The 1,121-nt window shown below is 69.4% G+C and carries 1 protein-coding gene; it reads right to left on the reverse strand.

Going from position 1 to position 1,121, the window contains the following annotated elements:
• The coding region (locus tag AC3ERS_RS36565; RefSeq protein WP_431972732.1) for a condensation domain-containing protein at window positions 1-1,100 on the reverse strand (1,100 nt) is incomplete at its 3' end.
• Window positions 1,101-1,121 lie beyond the last annotated feature (21 nt).

Here is a 1,121-nt window from a genome sequence, read left to right on the forward strand (position 1 = left end):
TCGAGGATCTCGATATCCCCGACCGGCGTCGCCGGGTCCGCGGTGACCGTCTCGAGGACTCGCATGTACCGGTCGGCGAACCCGCGGACGGTCGCTTCGTCGAACAGGTCCGTCGCGTAGGTGAATTCCACATCCATCCCCGCCGGAACGTTGTCGGGTCCGGACCGCTCCACGAAGGTCGCCTGCAGGTCGAACTTCGCCACCGGCAGATCCGCTTGCACCGCCTCGACGGTCAGCCCCGGCAGCTCGAATCCCGTCGGCGCGAAGTTCTGGAACACCAGCAGCACCTGGAACAACGGTGCATGCGCGGTCGAGCGGACCGGCGCCAGTTCCTCGACCAGCCACTCGAAGGGCACCTCGGCATGCGCGTACGCCGCCAGATCCACGTCCCGGGTGCGTTCGAGCAGGTCGAGGAACGACCACCCCGGCTCCACCCGGGTGCGCAACACCAGGGTGTTGACGAACATCCCGACCAGATCGTCGAGCTCGTGTTCACCGCGACCGGCGATCGGCGTCCCCACGACGATGTCGTCACTGCCCGACAACCGCGCCAGCAACACCGCCAGCACCGCATGCACCACCATGAACGAGGTCGCATCATGCTCGCGGGCAAACACATTCACCCGCCGATGCAGACCCGCCTCGACGGTGAACTCGATCCGCCCACCCCGCATCGAGGCCACCGCGGGCCGCGGCCGGTCGGTCGGCAACCCCAGCACCTCCGCGACCCCCGCCAACTCCCGCTTCCAGAATGCGAGCTGGTGCCCGGCCATCGATTCCGGATCGTCGGCTTCCCCGAGCATCTCCCGTTGCCACAACGCGTAATCCGCGTACTGCACCGGCAGCGGCGCCCACCCCGGCACCTGCCCTCGCGAGCGTGCCGCATAGGCCACCATCACATCCCGCGCCAACGGCCGCATCGACGACCCGTCCCCGGCGATGTGATGCACCGCCACCGCCAGCACGTGCTCTGCGTCCCCGACCCGGAACAGCCTCGCCCGCACCGGCACCGCCGCCGCCACATCGAAGCCCGCCCCCAACACTTCTCCCACTCGCGACACCAGCTCCGCCTCGGCCACCGGGACCGGTGACAGGTCCACCCCCACCGCCTCCACCGGCCC

Source organism: Nocardia sp. bgisy134, from assembly GCF_057708325.1.